The sequence below is a fragment of the Thiobaca trueperi genome, from assembly GCF_004342175.1.
Lineage (GTDB): Bacteria > Pseudomonadota > Gammaproteobacteria > Chromatiales > Chromatiaceae > Thiobaca > Thiobaca trueperi.
Genome location: NZ_SMAO01000007.1, coordinates 201,978 through 223,392 on the forward strand (window position 1 = coordinate 201,978; position 21,415 = coordinate 223,392).

Annotated in this window: 23 protein-coding genes; 16 read left to right on the forward strand and 7 right to left on the reverse strand. The window is 62.0% G+C overall.

Features of this window, described 5'->3' with window-relative positions; genetic code table 11:
* Window positions 1-98: 98 nt before the first annotated feature.
* The 6 genes from EDC35_RS14050 (at window position 99) to EDC35_RS19015 (ending at window position 4,994) form a co-directional block, all read left to right on the forward strand.
* Window positions 99-884, forward strand: a complete 786-nt coding sequence (locus EDC35_RS14050; protein WP_165903438.1) for an Lcl C-terminal domain-containing protein — start codon at window positions 99-101, stop codon at window positions 882-884.
* Window positions 885-910: 26 nt separating this feature from the next.
* Window positions 911-1,279, forward strand: a complete 369-nt coding sequence (locus EDC35_RS14055; RefSeq protein ID WP_132977878.1) for a four helix bundle protein — start codon at window positions 911-913, stop codon at window positions 1,277-1,279.
* The gene (locus EDC35_RS14060) at window positions 1,236-1,865 is read left to right on the forward strand and encodes a reverse transcriptase family protein (protein ID WP_132977879.1); all 630 of its coding nucleotides are present in this window, start codon (window positions 1,236-1,238) and stop codon (window positions 1,863-1,865) included. Before EDC35_RS14055 ends, EDC35_RS14060 begins: the two co-directional genes overlap by 44 nt.
* 23 nt (window positions 1,866-1,888) lie before the next feature.
* Complete coding sequence (locus EDC35_RS18590; RefSeq protein ID WP_165903439.1) at window positions 1,889-2,317, forward strand: hypothetical protein; 429 nt, start codon at window positions 1,889-1,891, stop codon at window positions 2,315-2,317.
* On the forward strand, window positions 2,314-4,668 hold the full coding sequence (locus tag EDC35_RS14065) for a DUF1566 domain-containing protein (protein ID WP_165903440.1): 2,355 nt from the start codon (window positions 2,314-2,316) through the stop codon (window positions 4,666-4,668). Before EDC35_RS18590 ends, EDC35_RS14065 begins: the two co-directional genes overlap by 4 nt.
* 191 nt (window positions 4,669-4,859) lie before the next feature.
* The gene (locus EDC35_RS19015; RefSeq protein ID WP_279388002.1) at window positions 4,860-4,994 is read left to right on the forward strand and encodes a hypothetical protein; all 135 of its coding nucleotides are present in this window, start codon (window positions 4,860-4,862) and stop codon (window positions 4,992-4,994) included.
* Window positions 4,995-5,002: 8 nt separating this feature from the next.
* Here EDC35_RS19015 and EDC35_RS14070 read toward each other — a convergent pair whose 3' ends face one another.
* Window positions 5,003-5,935 carry a LysR family transcriptional regulator gene (locus EDC35_RS14070; protein WP_132977881.1) on the reverse strand — a complete coding sequence of 311 codons (933 nt, stop codon included), beginning with the start codon at window positions 5,933-5,935 and terminating at the stop codon, window positions 5,003-5,005.
* 89 nt (window positions 5,936-6,024) lie between these two features.
* On the opposite strand from EDC35_RS14070, the gene EDC35_RS14075 reads away from it, so the two are divergent.
* The 5 genes from EDC35_RS14075 to EDC35_RS14095 all read left to right on the forward strand — a co-directional run bounded on the left by EDC35_RS14075 (window position 6,025) and on the right by EDC35_RS14095 (window position 9,693).
* The gene (locus tag EDC35_RS14075) at window positions 6,025-6,246 is read left to right on the forward strand and encodes a ribbon-helix-helix domain-containing protein (RefSeq protein WP_132977882.1); all 222 of its coding nucleotides are present in this window, start codon (window positions 6,025-6,027) and stop codon (window positions 6,244-6,246) included.
* Window positions 6,233-6,568 carry a type II toxin-antitoxin system PemK/MazF family toxin gene (locus EDC35_RS14080; protein WP_132977883.1) on the forward strand — a complete coding sequence of 112 codons (336 nt, stop codon included), beginning with the start codon at window positions 6,233-6,235 and terminating at the stop codon, window positions 6,566-6,568. Before EDC35_RS14075 ends, EDC35_RS14080 begins: the two co-directional genes overlap by 14 nt.
* 216 nt (window positions 6,569-6,784) lie before the next feature.
* The gene (locus tag EDC35_RS14085) at window positions 6,785-8,203 is read left to right on the forward strand and encodes a form I ribulose bisphosphate carboxylase large subunit (protein ID WP_132977884.1); all 1,419 of its coding nucleotides are present in this window, start codon (window positions 6,785-6,787) and stop codon (window positions 8,201-8,203) included.
* Window positions 8,204-8,398: 195 nt separating this feature from the next.
* Window positions 8,399-8,755 (forward strand): ribulose bisphosphate carboxylase small subunit, encoded by a 357-nt coding sequence (locus EDC35_RS14090; RefSeq protein WP_132977885.1) that lies wholly within the window; start codon window positions 8,399-8,401, stop codon window positions 8,753-8,755.
* 131 nt (window positions 8,756-8,886) lie between these two features.
* Entirely contained in the window at window positions 8,887-9,693 is an 807-nt protein-coding gene (locus EDC35_RS14095) for a CbbQ/NirQ/NorQ/GpvN family protein (RefSeq protein ID WP_132977886.1), read from the forward strand.
* On the opposite strand, the gene EDC35_RS14100 is transcribed toward EDC35_RS14095, so the two are convergent.
* Window positions 9,684-11,054 (reverse strand): Fic family protein, encoded by a 1,371-nt coding sequence (locus tag EDC35_RS14100; protein ID WP_132977887.1) that lies wholly within the window; start codon window positions 11,052-11,054, stop codon window positions 9,684-9,686. The genes EDC35_RS14095 and EDC35_RS14100 overlap by 10 nt on opposite strands.
* A gap of 114 nt (window positions 11,055-11,168) precedes the next feature.
* Between EDC35_RS14100 and EDC35_RS14105 the strand changes: the two genes are divergently transcribed.
* Entirely contained in the window at window positions 11,169-13,544 is a 2,376-nt protein-coding gene (locus EDC35_RS14105) for a nitric oxide reductase activation protein NorD (RefSeq protein ID WP_132977888.1), read from the forward strand.
* Between the two features lie 12 nt (window positions 13,545-13,556).
* On the opposite strand, the gene EDC35_RS14110 is transcribed toward EDC35_RS14105, so the two are convergent.
* Both EDC35_RS14110 and EDC35_RS14115 read right to left on the reverse strand, forming a co-directional pair.
* Window positions 13,557-14,333, reverse strand: coding sequence for an ABC transporter permease (locus EDC35_RS14110; protein WP_132977919.1), 777 nt, complete (start codon window positions 14,331-14,333; stop codon window positions 13,557-13,559).
* Between the two features lie 8 nt (window positions 14,334-14,341).
* Window positions 14,342-15,280 carry an ABC transporter ATP-binding protein gene (locus EDC35_RS14115; protein WP_132977889.1) on the reverse strand — a complete coding sequence of 313 codons (939 nt, stop codon included), beginning with the start codon at window positions 15,278-15,280 and terminating at the stop codon, window positions 14,342-14,344.
* Window positions 15,281-15,623: 343 nt separating this feature from the next.
* On the opposite strand from EDC35_RS14115, the gene rlmH reads away from it, so the two are divergent.
* The 3 genes from rlmH to rng are packed head-to-tail and all read left to right on the forward strand — an operon-like array spanning window position 15,624 to window position 18,157.
* On the forward strand, window positions 15,624-16,097 hold the full coding sequence (gene rlmH, locus EDC35_RS14120) for a 23S rRNA (pseudouridine(1915)-N(3))-methyltransferase RlmH (RefSeq protein WP_132977890.1): 474 nt from the start codon (window positions 15,624-15,626) through the stop codon (window positions 16,095-16,097).
* Window positions 16,084-16,686 carry a Maf family protein gene (locus EDC35_RS14125; protein WP_424565297.1) on the forward strand — a complete coding sequence of 201 codons (603 nt, stop codon included), beginning with the start codon at window positions 16,084-16,086 and terminating at the stop codon, window positions 16,684-16,686. The genes rlmH and EDC35_RS14125 overlap by 14 nt, the downstream gene beginning before the upstream one ends.
* 16 nt (window positions 16,687-16,702) lie before the next feature.
* Entirely contained in the window at window positions 16,703-18,157 is a 1,455-nt protein-coding gene (gene rng / locus EDC35_RS14130; protein WP_132977892.1) for a ribonuclease G, read from the forward strand.
* Window positions 18,158-18,424: 267 nt separating this feature from the next.
* Here rng and EDC35_RS14135 read toward each other — a convergent pair whose 3' ends face one another.
* From EDC35_RS14135 to EDC35_RS14145, 3 genes are all read right to left on the reverse strand, one after another.
* On the reverse strand, window positions 18,425-19,024 hold the full coding sequence (locus EDC35_RS14135) for a hypothetical protein (protein WP_132977893.1): 600 nt from the start codon (window positions 19,022-19,024) through the stop codon (window positions 18,425-18,427).
* Between the two features lie 52 nt (window positions 19,025-19,076).
* Window positions 19,077-19,400, reverse strand: coding sequence for a hypothetical protein (locus EDC35_RS14140; protein ID WP_132977894.1), 324 nt, complete (start codon window positions 19,398-19,400; stop codon window positions 19,077-19,079).
* Between the two features lie 65 nt (window positions 19,401-19,465).
* Window positions 19,466-19,825 (reverse strand): hypothetical protein, encoded by a 360-nt coding sequence (locus EDC35_RS14145; protein WP_132977895.1) that lies wholly within the window; start codon window positions 19,823-19,825, stop codon window positions 19,466-19,468.
* 415 nt (window positions 19,826-20,240) lie between these two features.
* Here EDC35_RS14145 and EDC35_RS14150 point away from each other — a divergent pair, with 415 nt between their 5' ends.
* A complete protein-coding gene (locus EDC35_RS14150) occupies window positions 20,241-20,759 on the forward strand; it encodes an RDD family protein (protein WP_132977896.1) in 519 nt (172 codons plus the stop codon).
* The last annotated feature ends 656 nt before the right edge of the window (window positions 20,760-21,415 follow it).

The following is a 21,415-nucleotide window of genomic DNA, read 5'->3' on the forward strand; positions in this document are numbered from 1 at the left end:
ACCCGCACACGCCGCGCCCAGAACGGGCGGCACCCGTCCGACTCCGTTTTCATCGCCTGCGCCGGCCATCTCATCCATCCCGTTCTCCTGGAGGCTCCATGCGTCGCCTGATCGCCCTGCTCGTTTTCGTCTTTGTTTCGCTGCCGGCGCTGGGCGATGTTGCGCCGCCGGTTCCGCTCAACGACACCGGCCAGACTCAGTGCCTGAACGCCGCCGGCAATGCCCTTGAAGCCTGCGATGCTACCAACACCGACGATTCCGCCAACTCTCCGCGCCAGGACGCCCGCTTCGGGCGCGACGCGGCGGCCGCCGCTGGCGTCCTGACCAAGACCGGCGGCGGTGCGGCGGGGTTCGATTTCACCAGGATCTGCAACAGCGGCGATGCCGTCGGGACCGGTGCCTGTCCGGCGAATCCGTCGCTCGGCAGCGATGCCAACGACTGGGCCTGCACCCGCGACAACGTCACCGGCCTGATCTGGGAGGTCAAGACCGACGATAACGGTCTGCGCGACAAGGATTGGACCTACACTTGGTTCAACGGCACGACGGGCACCCCGGACGGCACCAACAATTGCAACCCCAACACCCGCTGCGACACCGACAAATTCGTCGCTGATGTCAACACCGCCGGTCTCTGCGGCTTCAGCAGCGGTTGGCGTCTCCCCACCCGCCGCGAGCTGCTGTCCATCGTCCATCTGGGTGCCAGCAGTCCGGCCATCGATACGGCTTATTTTCCCAATACAGTCAGCAATTGGTATTGGAGCGGCGATTTGTACACGCCCAATCCGGCCGGCGCCTGGAGCGTGCATTTCTACGATGGCAACGCCCTCGCCTACGACCATGACTATGGCTACCACGTTCGTCTCGTGCGTGGCGGACAGTGATTTGACCCTTTTGATGTGATCGCGCCATGGCCCGTTATCGTCATTTACCCATCTGGAAGGCCGCGCTGGAGCTGGCCGTGCATCTGGAACAGGCGGTGCGCAGTTTTCCGCGCTATCACAAATACACCCTGGGCAGCGAACTGCGCCAGACCGCGCAGCGTCTGTGCCGACTGGTGGCACGCGCCAACGATGCGCGCGAGACGCGCGCCCTGGTACTGGACGATCTGGTGCTGACGGTGGAGGAGATGAAAACACTCCTGACCCTGGCCAAGGAGGTCGGTGCCTTCGCCCAGTTCAACGATTTCGCCTGGAACGTGAATTTCAACAATGGCAACACCAACGCCAACAACCATGACAATGACAACCACGTTCGTCTCGTGCGTGGCGGAGCGTGAACGCGCGGGCGCGGCGCGGGGCGATCAACTGTCCCGCACCGTCGAACCCTTCGGATTGGAAGCCCTGTGGCGCGTCTATCTGGCCTGCCGCCGGGGCAAGCGCCAGCCCCGCGATACCCAGCGTTACGAGTCCAGCGTGCTCGATCATCTGGTCTCCACACGCGACGCCCTGGCCAGCCTGCGCTGGCGCCCCTCCCGCACCCTTGCCTTCGTCGTCGATCAGCCCAAACGGCGCGAGATTCATGCCGCGACCTTTGCCGATCGGGTCGTCCATCATCTGCTGGTAGAACGGCTGGCGCGGCTCTGTGAGCCGGTGTTCATCCATGATTCCTACGCCAACCGCCGGGGCAAGGGCACCCATGCCGCCGTGGCGCGCCTGCATGCCTTTATGCGCTCGGCGACGCAGGGCGGGCGTCTGCCGGCTTATATTTTCATGCCCGGCTGGCCGCGTTCGAGCGCGCCCATGTCCGCGCCAACGCCCTGCGGCTGCCGCCAGCGGCACGCGAGGGGCTGCGCGCCCAGGTCGCCAGCTTTCTGGGACATTGCCGCCATGCCAGCGCCGCGCGGCTGTGGCGCGGCACGCTGACGCGCTTCCCCTGGCTGGCGGCGGTGTTCGACCATCCCGAGGACGCCACGCACGGCCGTCCTTTGCGCCCGGCCTGGACGGCGGCATCGGTTTCCGGTCTGGCCGGGCAGTATCGTGCCCTAGCGCGGCGTCACCCTGAGGCGCGGCTGCTCATGCAATGCGGCAACCGCTGGCTGCTGACAGCCCCGCACGCGGCCGGCGCACGGCGGCTGGTCGCGCCCGGTGCGAGCCGGGTGCGCCGCCCCGGTCTGGGCGAGTGCCTGGAAGTCGATCCCCGCGATCTGCCGGCCCTGCGCGAACGCCTGAAACGCGCCGGTCAGGCCCATGCCCTGGCGACCCAGACCGGCCACTACCGGACCGGTTTCAAACGCCGCGAGCTGGTGCTGCTCTGGCGTCCCGCCACCTCAACCGCTTCGCCTTTTCTTGCCTCATCCACTGGAGTGACGTCATGATCCGCCCGTCCCGATCCCTGCTGTTGGCCGTCCTGGTCCTGCTGACCCTGGCGGGTGTCCGGCCCGCGCTGGCCCAGGTCTCTCAATTCACCGTCAATGCAGACGGCACCGTCACCGACAGCGTCACCGGTCTGATCTGGGACCGCTGTTCCTGGGGGCAAGATCCCAATACCTGCGCTGGCACGGCCAGCCTCCACGATTGGCAGCAGGCGCTGGGCGTGGCGGTCACGGCCAATGGGGCGAGTCACAAGGGCCACACCGACTGGCGTCTGCCCAACCGTAACGAGCTGGAATCCCTGGTCAAGATCACGGCATCCAATCCGGCCATCGACACGAACGCCTTTCCCAATACGCCGTCAGGCTGGTATTGGTCGTCCACACCGTACACGCCCGGTCCAGCCTACGCCTGGTACGTGACTTTCAACGATGGCAACGCCTACGCCGGCCACCATGGCACTGACTACCGCGTTCGTCTCGTGCGTGGCGGACAGTTATTTGACACTTTTGATGCCTTGGCGCCCTCCCACAGCGTCACCTCCTCGGCGGGCACGGGCGGCGGCATCAGCCCGACCGGGGCGCAAACCATCAACCACGACGCGACCACGACCTTCACCGTTACGCCCGATACCGGTTACAGCCTCGCCAGCGTCGGCGGCACCTGCGGCGGCAGTCTGAGCGGCACCGCTTACACCACCAACGCCATCACCGGTGCTTGCACGGTCGAGGCGAGCTTTACCCTCAACAGCTACAGCGTCACCCCCTCGGCAGGCGCAAACGGCAGCATCAGTCCGACCACGGTACAAACCATCAACCACGGCGCGACCGCGACCTTCACCGTCACCCCCAATCCCGGCTATACCGCCAGCGTCGGCGGCACCTGCGGCGGCAGTCTGAGCGGGACGACCTACACCACCAGCGCCATCACCGGTGCTTGCACGGTCGAGGCGAGCTTTACCCTCAACAGCTACAGCGTCACCCCCTCGGCAGGCGCAAACGGCAGCATCAGTCCGACCACGGTACAAACCATCAACCACGGCACGACCGCGACCTTCACCGTCACCCCCAATCCCGGCTACATCGCCAGCGTCGGCGGCACCTGCGGCGGCAGTCTGAGCGGGACCGCTTACACCACCAACGCCATCACCGCTAATTGCACGGCGGCAGCGAGCTTTAACTGGATGGGCGGCGGGGGGCCATCCCCGGTCAACGGCGTCTGCGGCAGTGCCCACAATGGCCTTTTCCACGATCTGCCACCCAGCACGAGCGCCCTCTGCGCCAGCGGTACCGTCAGCGCTGTCACGGGCAGCGGACCCTGGACCTGGAACTGTCTCGGCTTCGATGGCGGCACAACGGCTAGTTGCCGGGCCGACCGCGCCGTTCAGACCTATACCCTCACCACCACGGTCAGCGTTGGCGGGACCGTCAGCCCGCCCTCGCAGGTCGTGAACGCGGGGGCTACCGCGACCTTTACCCTGATTCCCGCGACCGGTTATGCGATCAGCAGCGCCAGCGGCTGCGGCGGCAGCCTGAGCGGCGCTAACTATGCCACCGCTCCCGTGACCGCTGCCTGCACCGTTACGGCTAATTTCGCCGCGAACTGGATGGGACTGGTCGGCGACTGGGACGGCGATGGCGCCGCTACGGCCGGGTTATACAACCCCGTGTCCGGCACCTTTTATCTGCGCAACGCCAATACGTCGGGGCTGTCTGATGTCGTCTTCCGCTATGGCCCTGCGCCGTCCGGCTGGTGGCCGCTGGCCGGCGACTGGAACGGCGACGGCATCAGCACGGTCGGGTTGTATGACCCGGTCACCGGCATCTTCTACTTACGCAACACCCATACCCCAGGGTTTGCAGATGTCACCTTCCGTTATGGCCCCCAGCAGACCGACTGGTACCCGCTGGCCGGCGACTGGAACGGCGATGGGATCGATACCGTCGGACTCTACGTCCCGCAGTCGGCGATCTTCTTCCTGCGCAACACTCACACGCCGGGCGTTGCCGATGTCAGCTTCCGCTATGGGCCGGTCGCTAACGGTTGGCTCCCGCTGGCCGGCGACTGGAACCACGACGGCACCACCACCATCGGGCTCTATGATGGTTGGGCCGGCCTGGTCTATCTGCGCCAGACCAACGCCCCCGGTGTCGCCGATGTGATCTTCCGCTATGGGCCGGTCGATAACGACTGGTGGCCGCTGGGCAGCGACTGGAATGGCGATGGCACGGATAGCATCGGGCTGTTCAAGCCGGTGACGCGGACCTTCTATCTGCGCGATAGCAACGCCCCCGGCGGGGCGCAGTATCCGGATGAACGGGGTTTCCTGATCATGGCCCCCGCCGCTGCCCCCTGAGACAGACGCTCGGCCGCAGGCGAAATGTCTGATTGCTGGGTCCAGTCGCCCGCGAGCGGGCGACTGTTGCGCCGTTTGAAGCTGAGGGCAATTGATCCTGTAAGCTTGTGAAGACGTATCGGCGTGACTCTCAGGGCGCTGGATCAATCCGCCGCACAAGCGCTGAAAGCCAATCAATCTGGAGTGAAACCATGACTGCCCTGGCCGAGCAAGTGACTTTCGATGCCGACGCTTACCTGGCGTGGGAGCGCGAGCAGACCGACAAGCATGAGTATCTGAATGGCGAGGTTTTCGCGTTTGAGGATCTGCCGTCGCATGAGAGCTGATCCGGGCGTCAGTCTGGCTCAGGTTGGCCGGCTGGAAGCGTCGGCGCGGCAATGCTGGCTGCCTCGGCGAGAACGAAATCCCGGAAGGCGCCAGCGGCGGGGGAGAGGCGCTTGCCGCGCCGGTAGACCAGATACCAGTGCCGCCGATCCGGGAAGCCCTCCACGTCCAGCGTCACCAGTCGCCGCGTCTCCAGCTCCAGTTCGATGGTGTGCAGCGAGACCACACTCAGTCCCAGCCCGGAGCGCACCGCCTGCTTGACTGCTTCGTTACGGGTCATCTGCATGCCTTGACGGATGGTCAATGCGCGTTCGCTGAAAAAGCGTTCCATTGCCTGCCGGGTGCCGGAGCCGGTCTCGCGCATCACGAAGATTTCCCCTGCCAGCCGCGCCAGCGGGATCTGTCGCGCGCCGGCCAGCGGATGATCCGGAGGCGCGATCACCACCAGCGGGTTGTCCATGAAGGCTTCGGATTCCACGTCGATATCCGTCGGCGGCAGACCCATCAGCACCAGATCCACGGCGTTGCTGTCGAGCAGTTGCACCAGATTTTCGCGATTGGTGACATCCAGCCGCAGACCGATGCCGGGATAACGGCGCTGGAAGACCGCCAGCAGACGCGGGGCGAAATAGTTGACCGTGCTGGCGACGGCGATCTGCAAACGCCCGCGGTTGACGCCTTTCAGGGATTCAAGCACCTCTTCCATCTCGCGCAGCGAGCGGTTGACGGTCAGGCTGTAATGCAGGATCTCCTGCCCGGCCTCGGTCAGGAGGATGCGCTTGCCCAGACGCTCGAAGAGCGGCAGCCCGACCTCGTCCTCAAGCTGGCGCACCTGCATCGAGACGGCTGGCTGGGTCAGATGCAGTTCTTCGGCGGCGCGGGTGTGGCTCAAATGGCGCGCGACCGCCTCGAAGACCCGGAGTTGTCGGAGCGAAATATTCATCTGTGGTGTGCCCTGAGTGAGTCAGGTCGGTTGTCGAAAGGTAGTATTGACGGTAGCATCAGTGGTCGTAATCAATGGAGAAAATTCCTATGCGCGCCGAGAAATTATCCATTTCGCTGCCCCCCGAATCGATCAGGCTGATCGATGCCTATCGAACCAGCCACGCCATCAGGAGCCGTTCGCAAGTCATCGAGCATGCCTTGCGCAAACTCAGGGAAGACGAATTGGAAGCGGCCTATCGGGAGGCCAGCGCAGACGAATCCGACTGGGATGCAACCGCTGGCGATGGGCTGGCTCATGAAACGTGGTGACATCCTGTACGCCGATCTCAGTCCGACCGTCGGTTCCGAAATCAACAAACGGCGTCCGGTGCTGGTCGTTAGCAACGATGCCAGCAATCGGGCAGCGAGCACGGTCACGGTCTTGCCCATTACGTCCAACGTATTGCGGATCTATCCGTTCGAGGTTGCGCTGTCGTCGGCCGATTCGGGTCTGCCCAGGGATTCCAAGGTTCAGGCCCAACAGATTCGCACCATTGCGAAGGAGCGCCTGTCAGGACCGGTCCTTGGTCGGCTCTCGTCAGAGCGGATGCGTGATGTCGATGCCGCGATGCGCCTGCATCTTGCGTTGTAGCGGTCAGCTACCAGCCGTCAGCGACCAGCGGAATTCTTTCCTTGCCGTCCGCATGTTTTCCTTATGCATGACATAAAAAACCCTGAGTGTTAATGATAGATCTTCTGCCTATAATCCACACTCAGTCAGGTGATGCACCGACCGAGCGCGCCGCATCCAGGGCGCAGGCAGAGCCGGCTCGAACTTACCCATCTCTTTTTTCGAGGACGATCCAGCATGGCCAAGACATATAACGCGGGCGTGAAGGAATATCGCGAAACCTATTGGATGCCCGATTACACCCCGAAGGACACGGATCTGCTCGCCTGCTTCAAGATCACCCCGCAGGCCGGTGTGCCGCGCGAAGAGGCGGCGGCGGCGGTTGCCGCCGAGTCCTCCACCGGCACCTGGACCACGGTCTGGACCGATCTGCTGACCGACCTCGATTACTACAAGGGCCGCGCCTATGCCATTGAGGACGTGCCCGGCAACGACGACGCCTTTTATGCCTTCATCGCCTATCCCATCGATCTGTTCGAGGAAGGCTCGGTGGTCAACGTCTTCACCTCGCTGGTCGGCAACGTCTTCGGCTTCAAGGCGGTGCGTGCGCTGCGTCTGGAGGACGTGCGCTTCCCCATCGCCTATGTCATGACCTGCAACGGCCCGCCGCACGGCATCCAGCTCGAACGCGACATGATGAACAAGTACGGGCGCCCGCTGCTCGGCTGCACCATCAAGCCCAAGCTCGGTCTCTCGGCCAAGAACTACGGCCGTGCGGTCTACGAGTGTCTGCGTGGCGGTCTGGATTTCACCAAGGACGACGAGAACGTCAACTCACAGCCCTTCATGCGCTGGCGTCCGCGCTTCGACTTCGTGATGGAGGCCATCGACAAGGCCGAGCGCGAGACCGGCGAGCGCAAGGGTCATTATCTGAACGTGACCGCGCCGACGCCTGAGGAGATGTACAAGCGCGCCGAATACGCCAAGGAGATCGGTGCGCCCATCATCATGCACGACTACATCACCGGCGGCTTCTGCGCCAACACCGGTCTGGCGCAGTGGTGCCGCGACAATGGCGTGCTGCTGCACATCCACCGCGCCATGCATGCGGTGCTCGACCGCAACCCCAACCATGGCATCCATTTCCGCGTCCTGACCAAGATCCTGCGTCTGTCGGGCGGCGACCATCTGCACACCGGCACCGTGGTCGGCAAGCTGGAAGGGGACCGTGAATCCACGCTCGGCTGGATCGATCTGCTGCGCGAGTCCTACATCAAGGAAGACCGTTCGCGCGGCATCTTCTTTGACCAGGACTGGGGCGCCATGCCCGGTGTCTTCGCCGTCGCCTCGGGCGGGATTCATGTCTGGCACATGCCGGCGCTGGTGAACATCTTCGGCGACGACGCCGTGTTGCAGTTCGGCGGCGGCACGCTCGGTCATCCCTGGGGCAACGCCGCTGGCGCCGCCGCCAACCGGGTCGCGCTTGAGGCCTGTGTCGAGGCGCGCAATCAGGGCGTCGCCATCGAGAAGGAAGGCAAGGACGTGCTGCTCAAGGCGGCGGCCTCCAGCCCCGAGCTCAAGATCGCCATGGAGACCTGGAAGGAGATCAAGTTCGAGTTCGATACCGTGGACAAACTCGACGCGGCGCATAAGTAAGATTGTCGAACCGCAAAGGCGCAAAGGGCACAAAGATTTTGATTCGAGTGCCCTGGCGCCTGGCGGTCGATCAAGAACGCGATTCCCTATTTCCAACATTTGATCGTTGAGGCCCGGAGACCGCATCCCTGTCTCGCACAGGATCGCTTTGCGTTCTTTGCGCCTTTGCGGTTCAAAAATCAGAGGACCGATCACATGAGTGAAATGCAGGATTACAACTCCAGCCTCGAAGACCCGAACAGCCGTAAATTCGAGACCTTTTCCTATCTGCCGGCGATGGATGCCGCGCGCATCCGCAAGCAGGTCGAGTACATCGTCTCCAAGGGCTGGAACCCGGCAGTCGAGCACACCGAGCCGGAAAACGCCTTCGATCATTACTGGTACATGTGGAAGCTGCCGATGTTCGGTGAGACCAATGTCGATGCCATCCTGGCCGAGGCCGAAGCCTGTCACCAAGCGCATCCCAACAACCATGTGCGTCTGATCGGCTTCGACAACTACGCCCAGTCCAAAGGCGCCGAGATGGTCGTGTTTCGCGGCAAGCCGGTCTGACAATCGGTTTTCGCTCCCGCGAAAACCGATATGTTGAACAATCAGGGATTGACTGGAAAAGCCCCTGTCCTGACGTGCGGGGCAGGGGCTTTCCTGTTATGGCCGGGGTGTGTGAACGAGAGAGCAATGAGATGAGCGAAATCGACCGCGACCAATATCTGATCGAACGTGAGCCCTATTATCGCCCGGTGCAGAATGAAGTGGCGATGTATCGGGCGGCCTACGAGGCGCGCATGCCGGTCATGCTCAAAGGGCCGACCGGCTGCGGCAAGACCCGCTTCGTCGAATACATGGCCTGGACACTCGGCAAACCGCTGATCACCGTGGCCTGCAACGAGGACATGACGGCCTCGGATCTGGTCGGGCGCTTCCTGCTCGACATCAACGGCACCAAATGGCAGGACGGCCCGCTGACGGTGGCCGCGCGCATCGGCGCCATCTGCTATCTGGACGAAGTGGTCGAGGCGCGTCAGGACACCACGGTCGTCATCCATCCGCTGACCGATCATCGGCGCAATCTGCCGCTGGAGAAGAAGGGCGAGCTGGTTCAGGCGCACCCGGATTTCCAGATCGTCATTTCGTATAACCCCGGCTATCAGAGTCTGATGAAAGACCTGAAGCAGTCCACCAAGCAACGCTTCGGCGCGCTCGACTTCGATTATCCGACCGCCGAGATCGAGGCCGAGATCGTCGCCCACGAGGGCGGAGTGGACAAAGCGACCGCCGAAAAACTGGTGCAAATCGCCCATCGCAGCCGCAACCTGAAAGGCCACGGCCTGGACGAAGGTATGTCCACCCGGCTACTGGTCTATGCCGCGCAGCTCATCAGCAAGGGTGTCGATCCGCAGTCCGCCGCCCGCATGGCCCTGGTCTGTCCGCTGACGGATGATCCGGATATGCGCGATACCCTGGATGCGGCGGTGAATACCTATTTCTGAGCGGTTCCGCGAACATTGCTCAACCGTGCGTCCAGATTCGCTGGAACCTCGAAGACGAGAGCCCGCGCGACCTTGCGCTGATGCAGCAGCCCCAACTCGGCCAGTCGGAGCAAGTCGGCGCGCGCCGTCTGGTAGACCACGTTGTGGCTCTGGCGATGACCCTCAATGGTGTAGCGCGCGCCGGGGTGGCGGACGGCGTGACGGATCAGCGCCAGTTGCCGGTGATTCAACTGGTCGCGTAAGTGCGCGGAGGTGCGCAGCATGGATTCCGTCGCCTGCGTCTCGTCGGCCTTCCGCCGCAGGTAGGCATGGAGCCCATCCATCGCGGCGACGATGGTTTCCAGTTGTTGGATAAGGAAGTAGGTGACATCGGAGTCGTCCGTCTCGGTGAAGAGATAGGCGCGGGCGTACTGCGCGGGAGCCTTCTTCAGAATGCTGGAGATGGACACGAACTCCAGCAACCAGTATCCCTGGGAGATGGCGGACCAGTAGAAAAGCGCGCGGGCGACGCGGCCGTTGCCGTCGATGAAGGGGTGATCGTAGGCGAGCCCGAAGTGCAGCAGGATCGCCCGGATGATGGGCGGTACGAAAGGTTCTGGTTCGAGGTTGTTCGCGAAGCGGCACAGCCGCTCCAGGCGTTCGGGCAACTCGTCCGCATGGGGAGGTGCGTGCAGAACCCTTTGGTCCCGATGATCGACGATGTCGATTGGCTCGTCCGCGCGGCGCAGGCGTCCGGCTGCGGTTGGGTCATCCAGGGTGTCGCGGGTCAGGACGCTATGCAGTTCGAGGATGGTTTGCGGTGTGAGCGGTTGCCCGATCCGTTCGGAGATCGCCCGCATTGCCTTGAAATTATTGAAGATCATCCGCTCGCTCTTATCCCTTGGTCGGCGACCTTGGCGAAGCATCTCCTTGGCGACCTGGCGGGTGGTCGAGGCGCCTTCGAGCTGACTCGAGTTGATGGCTTCCTCGATCAGTGAGCGCACCAGATAGGTATCCCGCGTTGCGGGGCTCGCGATCGGAGCCTCCAGGCGAATCTGGCCGGAGGCGTCCCGGTCGATGCGATGCAGCAGCGCGAGGATCGGATCGGCGAGGGCGAAGACGAACGGCTTGCCGCTTTTGTCCGTGAGCGGGGTCGGCTTGTAAAGCTGCTGCCGCGCCATCTTGACCGCGAACCACCATTCCTCTGTGCTGAGCTCAGAAGGCGGTTGGCGATGTCGAAGTTCGTCCCAATGCAGATAACGTCCGCCCGGAGCTGGTCCGACCGGGTTGCGAAACAAAGCGGCGAGGCGTGCAGTGTCGTCTGCATCGACGAAAGATTTCAGCAGGGACTCGATGTTGGGTGGAGATCGCGGGATCTTCATGAGGCACCCTCTGCTTGGCTTGAACTACTAATTTAGTCGTTATTAGTACCAAATTAGTATTCCAGGTGATAGTCCGTTGCCTGGTGTGACGAACCGTTCTGTTTGGGTGGAACCATGACCATCGACTTCAAAGACTATCTCTCCTGCCTCAAATCCGACCCCGAACACGCCCATCTCCAGGCGCTGGAATCGAGCTATCACGAGGCGGCGCGGGTGATGTCGCCGCAGGGACTGGATCACTATCTCACCGGTGTCCGGGCCATGTGCGGGCTGAACAAGGGGCCGGATCTGGTCCTGACCTATGTGCAGGAGATGCCCGGGGTGGCGAAAGAGGTCGGCGAGGACATCGTCCCCGAGATCGTGAGCGCGCTCATGAAACTGGCCTCGCATACCTCGGGCACGGTGGTGACGCTCATCATGGCCAATATGCCACTCGCCGCCAGCCGGCTCGGCGATGCGGAGGTGCTGCGCGGTTATCTCAATCTGCTCCACCTGCTTGCCGGCAAGGCGCCGCGCGGTCTGCGCCCCATGATGGAGAACATGGACGAACTGCTCTCCAAGCTGACCCTCGGCGGGCTGCGCCGCTGGGCGCTGTGGGGCGCGCAGGCCCATGCGCGCGACCTGGACGGCCAGATGGCCTATTTCGGGCTCCAGACCGAGTCCTCGCGTGCGGTGCTCCAGAAGGAACGGCGCGGCACGCTGTTCGTCGATAACCAGCGCAGGCTCAACTTCTATCTGCGTGCGCTCTGGGCGCGGGCCTTTTTCATGCGCCCGACCTCGGGCGACTATGAATCGCGTCGGGGTCTGAAACCCTTCATTGAGGATTTTCAGATCCATCTGCCGGATGCCTTCGACGCCTGGCGCGGCATCGCCGGACTGGAGATCTATCGCGCCGCCGCCGCCCATTGCGCCGCGCATCTGGTCTACACGACGCAGCCGCTCGGCGCCGAACCGCTCAGTCAGACGCAGCGGCTCTTTACCGGACTCTTCGAGGATGCGCGCATCGAGGCGCTGGCGATTCGTGATTTCCCCGGTCTGCGCAAGCTCTGGCAGCCATTCCTGACCGCGCCCCCTGCGACCGACGAAGACATTGAGCATCATCCCATGCTGGATCTGATGATGCGTCTGGCGCGTGCGCTGCTCGACCCCGATTACCGCGACGGTCTGGCGCTGATCGATGAGTCAGCGGCTGATTTCCATCAGGCGTTCGCCGCGCGTGGCGAGGACAACCGCATCAGTCTGGAGGCCGGTCTGACCTTCTATGAACGCGCGGTCCAGATCGCGGCGCTGCCGAGTCTGCGCATCCTGGAAAACTGGCCGATCCCCTATCGCGACGACAATCGTTATAGCTGGGCCTTCGACGAGAATCGCTTCCTGACGCGCGGTGCCGACTATCTGCCCATTACCCACCAGCAGGTGCGGCGCAAGGTCAGTCTGATGGAGATGGTCAACGAATTGGACTGCGAGCTGGCCGGCGACGATGCGCAGGAAATCTGGACCCTCGCCACTGAATTCTGGCTCGATCAGGAAGGCTGCACCATCAACGAACTGGAGGGCAGGGAACCGGTTTCCGATCCCTTCCATTATCAGGAATGGGACCATCAGGTACAGCTCTATCGCCCCGACTGGGCGACCGTCATCGAACGCCGTCAGGGACGCGGCGATCCCGCGCGCATGGACGCCATCCTCACCCGGCATAAGCCGGTCGCCAGTCGTATCCGTCATCTGATCGATGCGCTCCAGCCGCAGGGCATCGTGCGTCGGCGTGGCTACGAGGAAGGCGAGGAGCTGGATCTCAATGCCGCCGTCCGTGCCATGATCGACATCCGGCGCGGTGTCATGCCCGATCCGCGCATCAATATCCGCATCGACCGCCATGTGCGCGATCTGGCGATCCTGGTGCTCATGGATCTGTCGCAGTCCACCAACGAGAAAGTCGGAGTCAGGGAAGGCGAGCCGGGCTACGCCGAGGCGCCGAGCATTCTCGATCTGACCCGCGAATCGACCGGCCTGCTGGCCTGGGCCATCGACGCCATCGGCGACAAGTTCGCCGTCCACGGTTTCGCCTCCGATGGACGGCATGACGTTCAGTATTACCGCTTCAAGGACTTCAATCAGCCCTATGACGATCAGGCCAAATCACGCCTGTCCGGCATGAAGGGCGGACTCTCGACCCGCATGGGCGCGGCGCTGCGTCACGCCGGCTGGCATCTCTCCCAGCAGCCGGCGCAGAAGCGTCTGGTGCTGCTGATCACCGACGGTGAGCCGGCGGACATCGACGAGCGCGATCCGCAGTATCTGCGTCACGACGCCAAAAAGGCGGTGGAAGATCTGCGCATGAAGGGCATCCAAACCTACTGTCTGACGCTCGATCCGCAGGCTGATCGCTATGTGGCGCGCATCTTCGGCGAAAACGGCTATTCCATTGTCGATCAGGTCCAGCGGCTGCCCGAACGTCTGCCAGCGGTCTTCGCCGCGCTGACGGGATGAGCGGGATGGCGTTCAGGTCTTGATCCCCACCCCCCGGCGCAGCAGAATCAGGCTGAAGGCGCCGAGCACCAGGATGAAGATCAGGGTCATGCCGAAGGCGATGCCCAATGGAATGTCGCTGATCCCCAGCAGCCCGTAGCGAAAGGCATTGACCATATAGAGCAGTGGATTGGCCAGCGACACGCCCTGCCAGAAATCGGGCAGCAGTTCGATGGAATAGAAGACACCCCCGAGATAGGTCAGCGGCGTGAGCACAAAGGTCGGGATGATCGAGATGTCGTCAAAGCTGTTGGCATAGATGGCATTGATGAAGCCGCCAAGCGAGAAGAGCGTCGCGGTCAGGAGACACACCAGCAGCATGACGCCGAAGCTGTGGATGCGAATATCAGTAAAAAGCATGGCCACCAGCATGACCGCCGCGCCGACGACGAGTCCGCGCGCCACGCCGCCAGCGACGTAGCCGGCGAGGATGACCCAGTTGGGCGCTGGCGAGATCAGCAATTCCTCGATGTAGCGCGAGAATTTGCTGCTGTAGAACGAGGACACCACGTTGGAATAGGAATTGGTGATGACCCCCATCAGCACCAGTCCGGGCACGATGAAGTCCAGATAGTCGAAGCCGCCCATCGTCCCGATGCGGTCGCCGATCAGACGCCCGAAAATGACGAAATAGAGCGTGGTCGTGATGACTGAAGGCAGGATGGTCTGCACCCAGATCCGGGTGAAACGCAGGATTTCCTTGGTGAAAATGGTCTGAAAGGTGATCCAGTAGCGTGGCCCGCTGCGCATCAGACGTTTCACGCCGCACCTCCTGCTGCGACCGCACGCCGATCAACCATCTCCAGAAACAGCCGTTCCAGGCGGTTCTGTTTGTTGCGCAGACTCAGTACCTCGATGCCGCTGTGCGAGAGCGCCGCGAAAAGTCCGTTGATGGTGTGGTCCCGATTCATTTCCACTTCCAGGGTGCAGTCGTCCAGATAGTTCAGGGTGAAACCGCTGAGTTCAGGCAGTGCGGCGGGCACCCGTCCCCTGAGATTCAGTACGAAGGTTTCGGTATGCAGCTTGCCAAGCAGATCCGCCACGCTGCTGCGCTCGGCGATCCGCCCCTGATTGATGATGGCGATCTGGCGGCAGAGACTCTCGGCCTCTTCCAGATAGTGTGTGGTGAGGATGATGGTCGTGCCCCCGGCGTTGAGGTCGCGCAGGAATGACCACATGGAGCGGCGGATCTCGATGTCCACGCCAGCGGTCGGCTCATCCAGGATCAGGAGCCGTGGCTGATGGACGAGTGCGCGGGCGATCATCAGCCGGCGCTTGAGCCCGCCCGAGAGCTTGCGCATCTCGGTGTCGCGGCGGTCCCAGAGGTCAAGCTGCCGCAGATAACGCTCGGCGCGGACTTTGGCCTCGCGGCGCGGGATGCCGTAATAGCCGGCCTGATTCAGGACGACCTCGAACACCGGCAGAAAGAGATTGAAGTTGAATTCCTGCGGCACCAGACCGATGCAGGATTTGACCGCCTCGGGATCGTGGTCCAGGTCGTGACCGAAGACCTCGACCTGCCCGCCGGTCTTGTTGACCAGCGAGGCGATGATGCCGATGAAGGTGGATTTGCCGGCGCCATTCGGCCCCAGCAGGGCGAAGAAATCGCCTTCTTCCACACTGAGATCAATCCCTTTGAGCGCCTGAAAACCGCCTTTGTAGGTTTTGGTGAGTTGTTGAACGGCGAGTGCGGGCATGGATGTCGATGTCATGTTGAGTGCGCGCTGGGCTTTGGTCTGCGCTGGCGCCGTGAAAATGGATGGGCTTCGTTCCGCTCATCCTAACGCCTTCGGGATGCTGGTGCAGCAGTGCAGATGTTTCGAGACCGTCCCCGAGGCCATTCGTTGTCGTTGTCGGCGGCGTCGGCTTGCGAATCTTCGATTACGACAACGACGAGCGGCCTCGGGGTTTCCAGGGGGCGGCACGAATGTCGCAGTGAGGACTGATCCTGGCGCACCGGATCGCGGGATTGACGTTTACGCCGGACGGTCGAATGGGCGATGATCGCGGGCCATTTCACTTGCGGAATCCGGTTCTGGCATGCGTATTCATCTCATCAGTGTCGGGCGGCGGATGCCGGGCTGGGTCGAAGCGGGTTATGCGGAGTATGCCAAACGCCTGCCTGCCGAGTGCGCCTTGAACCTGATTGAAATCGAACCCCTGCGGCGCGGCAAATCGACCGTCGCGGCACAGGCCCGCGAGGACGAGGGGCGGCGTATCCTCAAGGCCATTCCCAAAGGAGCCGTCGCGGTTGCGCTCGACGGGGGAGGGCAGTGCTGGAGCACCGAGACCCTGGCGCAGCAGCTTACCGGCTGGCTCGCCGAGGGGCATGACCGTGCCCTGCTGGTCGGTGGTGCGGATGGACTCGCCGCCGACTGTCTGGAGCGATCCGCGCAGCGCTGGTCGCTGTCTGCACTGACCTTTCCACATCCACTGGTGCGGGTGATCGTCGCCGAACAGATCTACCGCGCCTGGACCCTGATTCAGGGGCACCCCTACCATCGTGGCAACTGAACATCAGATCTATCTCGCCTCCAGTTCGCCGCGCCGGAGCGAGCTGCTGACCCAGATCGGGGTGCGCTTCGCGGTCATTGCCGCCGACACCGACGAAAGCCGTCTGCCTGACGAAGCGCCCGAGGACTATGTGCGTCGGGTGGCGCTGGACAAGGCGCGGATGGCCCGGATGCGGCTGCCGACAGAGGATGCGCGACCGGTGCTGGCGGCGGATACCGCCGTCGTGCTCGATCAATGCATCCTCGGCAAGCCGGCGGATCCTGAGGATGCCGCGCGGATGCTGCGTCTGCTCGCCGGTCGCACTCATCGCGTGCTGACCGGTGTGGCGCTGGTGCTGCCCACGCATGACTGGACGGCGATCAGCGCGAGCCGTGTGACCTTCCGCCCGATCCGCGAGGACGAGATGCAGCGTTACTGGCGCACCGGCGAGCCACTGGACAAAGCGGGCGGCTACGGCATCCAGGGCTATGGGGCGGTGTTCGTTGCCAATCTCGAAGGCAGTTATTCGGGTGTCATGGGACTGCCGCTCTTCGAGACCGCCCAATTACTGGAACGAGCGGGTATCCTCTCGATGACGACTGACAACTGACCGAGATCCCAACCCTGTGAGCGAAGAAATCCTGATCAATGTGACACCGCCCGAGACCCGGGTTGCCGTGGTCGAAAACGGCGTGGTGCAGGAGATCATCATCGAACGCGCCCAGCGTTGCGGACTGGTGGGCAATATCTACAAAGGCCGGGTATGCCGGGTGCTGCCGGGGATGCAGGCGGCCTTCGTTGACATCGGTCTGGAGCGGGCCGCCTTCCTGCATGCCTCCGATATCGTCGGTCCGCAGGGCGAACTGCGCGGCGATCAGATCCACGAACTGGTCCATGAGGGCGACCGGCTGGTGGTGCAGGTGGTCAAGGATCCGCTCGGCAGCAAGGGCGCGCGTCTGACCACCAATATCTCCATCGCCTCGCGCTATCTGGTCTGCATGCCGGCGCTGGCGAACACCGGGGTGTCGCAGAAAATCGAGGGCGAGGAGGAGCGCCGTCGTCTGCGCGAGATCCTGCAGGGCTATGTCGAGAGCCATGAAGGCGATGGCGGCTTCATTGCCCGCACGGCGGCCGAGGGAGTCGGCGAGGAGTCGCTGCTCAAGGACATGGCCTTTCTGGCCCGGCTGTGGCGGGGCATCAGGGAGCGCTGCGCTCAGGCCACTGAAATCGGCCTGGTCCACGACGATCTGCCGCTGGTCCTGCGCGCACTGCGCGATCTGGTCACGCCGGAGGTGGAGCGCATCCGCATCGATTCGCGCGCCATGGTCGATCGGGCGCTGCACTTCGCGACCAAATATATCCCCGACATCCGTGAGCGGATCGAGTATTACCAGGGTGAACGCCCCCTGTTCGATCTCTATGGCGTCGAGGATGAAATCAGAAAGGCGCTCCAGCGCAAGGTCAGTCTCAAATCCGGCGGTCATCTGGTGATCGACCAGACCGAGGCCATGACCACCATCGATGTGAATACCGGCGCCTTCGTCGGTCACCGCAACCTCGAAGAGACCATCTTCAAGACCAACCTGGAAGCGGCCCAGGCGATCTGCCGCCAGCTCAGACTGCGCAATCTCGGCGGCATCATCATCATCGACTTCATCGACATGAGCGAAGAGGAGCACAAGCGTCAGGTGCTGCGTGCGCTGGAGAAGGCGCTGGCGCGCGATCACGCACGCACCCACATCACCGAGGTCTCCTCGCTCGGTCTGGTGGAGATGACCCGCAAGCGCACCCGCGAGTCGCTGGAGCACGTCCTGTGCGAGCCCTGCCCCTGCTGCGGCGGGCGCGGTTCGATCAAGACCGCCGAAACCACCTGTTACGAGATCTTCCGCGAGATCCTGCGCGAATCGCGCCAGTTCGAGGTCGAAACCCTGCTGGTGCTGGCCTCGCAGGAAGTGATCGACCGTCTGCTCGACGAGGAATCCGCCCATCTGGCCGAGCTGGAGGAATTCATCGGCCGTCCGATCCGGCTCCAGGCCGAGTCGCTCTACACACAGGAACAGTACGACGTGGTGTTGATTTAAACCGCGTCCGGCCATTCCCGCGCCCTGCAATACTTCCTGGTCGGCTGCGTCACTGCATTATTCGATGACTGTGATGCCTCCAGGCCGTCATCGTGTGCTTCGCCGCGCCTGACGCCGAGCACGCGGCGCCCGGACTCATGAGGATCTGCGGTCGCCACCCAGATACCAGATCTGGCATCCGCCGAGCATGGCTGTCAACTGGTCGCGAATGACGTCCATATCCGCTGTTTTTCTCGTTCGTCCAGGCGGCTGAATTTCAGCGCGGCATCACACGTTCAGACCGCAGCTATCGAGTTGACGGCGCAGAATGGGGTCGGTTCGGTTCTTCGAGGTGGCGGCCTTCATGAAGACCACCACGCGGTCGATGTCGCGGATCACGCCGAGCAGGCGGCCATCCTCCAGGTACAGTTTGCTCAGTGACTCGAAGGCGACCTCAAGCAGATGCTCATCGACGCGCGCGATCCCGATTGCGTAGGCGATGTTGCAGGCAAGTCCGGGGTGCTGGAGATGCACCCAGCCCGCGAAGCGGCGCCACGCCTCGACCCATCCCACCCATTCGAGTGACGAGACCTCGGTGCGGCTGGTGCGCAGGAAGAGCACCAGCTTGACGAACTCCTTCTGCCAGAGCCACAGGGGGGCGCCGGTCTGCTTGCGCAGGCGTTCGATGGCGCGTCCGTGATGTTGCACACAGTGATCGCACTGGTAGTAGAGCGCCAGGGCGTAGGCGATGTACTCGCGTTCCAGCTCGCTCAGGGTGAAGGGGTCTGACTCGCCTGGCGAGCCGGTAAAGGTGTGGGCATGCAATTCGTTGAGGACGTCGTTGAAGGGTTGCCCCTGAATGGATAGACGTACTGCCTGGCCGGCCATCGAAAATACTCCTGACTCGTTTGCTTAAGGCGATTCACGTGAAAAGCTGAACTTAAATCTTTAGGTTGAAATGTTGCCACTCCGTGCCTGGCAGCGGAGTGGCGGGCATGTTGGCATCATGGGCTGGATCAGTGTGCTTATCAATCGCCGGTGTTCCGTCGGGGTGCGTGTTTATTGACGGAGTTAACAGGATTGAGAGGATTTTTAATCGTAAGGTCGAAATCCACGCCCTTTGGGCGTGGTCAAGATGCTGATCGTTGTTGTCGTTGTCGTTGTCGTTGTCGTAATCGTCGGCGGCTTGCGAATCATCGACAACGACAACGACAACGATCAGAGACGGTTTCGGAACCTCTGCACGGCTGCGCAGGACAGCCACTCGCGGCAGCGCCTTTTGGGGTTAACCCAAAGCCACCCGCAAAGCGGGTGGCTTTTTACATCCGCTCATCCTGCGAATCGGGGCGCGGCCTGATCGCCGAAGCGAACGCGGGTAATGCCCGGCATCCGGTCTCTGAGCCAGGACACGCGGGTCAGCGTCTGCGAGAGAAGGCTGTACCAGCCGCGTGGGAAGACAAAAGGCAGGCTGTTGATCTCGGCCAGATCGGGCACCCAGGCGCCGAGTGTCGGGGCCATGCGATCACGGCCAATGCCCCAGGGCATGGGCGGCGTGCGGTAATGCGGGGTCTTCCACCAGCCGCGCAGCGTCTTGCGCGAGATGTCCAGTCGGTTGTACGGATCAGGCTGTTCGCAGGTGGGATCCTGGCGCGAGATTGCCTTGCCGACAGTGCGGGAAGGATGGTACAAATTCGACTAATAACTTCAATTCTCATTAAACCGCGTCCAGAGCGAGATGCTGCGTTTCGAGTGAGTTCGACGTTTGGCACATCCACGACCCTTAGCCGGGACGCGGTTTAAAATTTTATATTTTTTAATAACTTAAACCGCGCATGCTCCGACGCATCGTCGATGCGGCCAAGGTCGATCCAATCCAAAAACATCGCATACCGCTCTGGGCGCGGTTTAACCTGTTTTGGTCTGCGATGAGGGGCTGGGTTATGCCGTTGGCGGGTAGCCTGTCATCGTGTCGATGATCCGGTATGCCGAGACGGGAACGGACCATAGAAGGGCGTCAGTCTGCGTCCATCAACAGCGCAAAAGGCGCACACACCGGAGGGAACCTGGCCTGTCCCGGTTTCTGTCACAGAGCGAGATGAGTGCCATGACGAATCACGATGAACCGCCACAAGCGATTTTGCAGGATGTCAATCGCGAACAGACGCTGGAGTACGCGGGATTCTGGATTCGGGTTGTCGCAAGCCTCATCGACTCGATCCTGATCGTGCTGGTCACGCTGCCCTTGCTGCTATGGATTTACGGAGTCGAGTACTTCGATCCGGAACAGACCGGATTCATGGCGGGTACTGCGTATTTCCTCATTTCATGGGTCTTGCCGGCAATCGCTGTCATCGTCTTCTGGATCTACAAATCGGCGACTCCGGGAAAGATGCTCGTCTCCGCGCGAATCGTCGATGCACGCACAGGCGAACGGGCATCGACGGGCCAGCTCATTGGCCGGTATTTCGGCTACTTCGTTTCTGGAATCCCGTTTCTGCTGGGCCTGATCTGGGTGGCGTTCGACAGGCGAAAGCAGGGCTGGCATGACAAACTCGCCGGCACGGTCGTCGTGCGCGAGAAGAATAGAGGGCCGGAGCCGGTGCGATTCGATCGGCAGGTATGACATGGGCGCTGATTATGAAACCGATCAGGGCGGGTGTATCGGCGTGAGCGGAATCTAAGGAATTCGGCGATGAAACGTGGTCTGTTCCCTATTACTTCTGGCGTCACCAATCAAGGAAATTCGTAAAATGAAGGCATTCGGAATAGCGGCACTGGTTTTCGCGATAATTGGGATCTTTATCCCTGTAATAGGTTACTTTCTCGCGGGGCTGGCTGGCGTATTTGCTTTTTTCTCTGCGGGCAAAGGTACATCTCTCGGGTTGTCGGCTATCTTAATAAATATCATAAATTTTTTTTCTTTCTCCAAGTCTGATATTAATGGCTTCCGAGACACATAATTCAAATGTTGTCCATCAGCAGCAGTCGGAAATGATTTTCGGGGTGCTAATTGCGATATAGGTTATCGCAATAGTCATCTTCGTAATCAGAAAATTTATAAGCAAACCAGAAACGGCAATATGATTACGCTAACAAGCGGGTAAACCCCGAAGCCAGCCAAACAGCGGCTGGTTCGGATTACTCTGATCGTGTAGGTGTGATGTTGGGATTCGCTCTCGCTCATCCCAACCTTGTATGTTCTGTTCCCAAGGATTGACACGGAGTTTTGATCAACGGAGTTTATAGAAGCGTGAGCCGGGGAAGCCGTCCCAACCTGAA